Origin of the sequence: Blastomonas sp. CCH9-A1, assembly GCF_001557175.1 — a bacterium.
GTDB lineage: Bacteria > Pseudomonadota > Alphaproteobacteria > Sphingomonadales > Sphingomonadaceae > Blastomonas > Blastomonas delafieldii_A.
Window position 1 is genome coordinate 1 of sequence record NZ_LSHM01000058.1, and the last position, 904, is coordinate 904.

Consider the following 904-nt stretch of genomic DNA (forward strand, 5'->3'; position numbering starts at 1 on the left):
CGTCCACAGAACGACCGTTTGGGAGACACGATAGATGGGCGGCATTCTGGGCTACGCCCGCGTCAGCACCGGCGATCAGGATGTGGCGGGCCAGACCATGCGACTGGAGAATGCCGGCGCCATCAAGGTGTTCACCGATGTAATATCGGGAAAAAGCATGGAGCGGCCTGGACTGGCCGAACTGATCGCCTATGCCCGCAAGGGTGACACGCTCGCCGTGGTCCGCCTCGATCGGCTTGGGCGTTCGCTGACTGAACTGCTCGCCACAGTCGAAACTTTGCGCAGCCAAGGCATCGCCCTCCTGAGTCTTGAGGAAAAAATCGACACCTCGTCGGCCGCCGGCGAACTCATCTTCCATGTGTTCGGAGCTATCGCCCATTTCGAGCGGCGGCTAATCTCTGAGCGGACCCGCGATGGGATCGCCGCTGCACGCGCCAAGGGCAAGCAGCCTGGCCGTCAGCCGCTCGACATGTCCAAGGTGGATGCGGCCATCAAACTGGTCGAAGCCCGTATCTCGCCGACAGAGGCAGCACGGCAACTCGGCATCGGCAGATCCACCATCTATCGCGAAATGCGCCGCCTTGGCGTGGAAAGGCCTGCCTGAATGTCCAGATTGAAATCTGCTCACGATCTGTCCGGGCTGATGAAATATGCGGATCGTGCTCCGTGGGACGAGGCGATGGATGAAATGCTGTCCGCGCATCTCGGTCCGGCATGTGAAGCGACCGGCCTCGAACCCGACGCCATATTCGAGATCATCGGTGATCATTGGCAAGGGCCGCTATGGGGCTGCGCCTTTGAAGATCTGCTGACACAGGAACTGGAACCTGACGGTCGCAATCTGGTCGATGACTATCTCAAGCGCCGAGGCTGGAACGAGAAGGCGCCGAACAAGGCCTATATG

1 protein-coding gene and 1 pseudogene are annotated in these 904 nt (G+C 60.3%); both read left to right on the forward strand.

Annotation, left to right across the window (positions count from 1 at the left end):
• The first annotated feature begins 34 nt into the window (after positions 1–34).
• A complete protein-coding gene (locus AX725_RS16155) occupies positions 35–604 on the forward strand; it encodes a recombinase family protein (RefSeq protein WP_007015735.1) in 570 nt (189 codons plus the stop codon).
• Positions 605–904 (forward strand): annotated as a pseudogene (locus AX725_RS16160) (hypothetical protein); the annotation flags it as partial. It lies immediately after the preceding gene.

Excerpts from the sequence above, each read along its gene's own strand:
- AX725_RS16155 (WP_007015735.1), top strand. The coding sequence starts at position 35 with ATGGGCGGCATTCTGGGCTACGCCCGCGTCAGCACCGGCGATCAGGAT.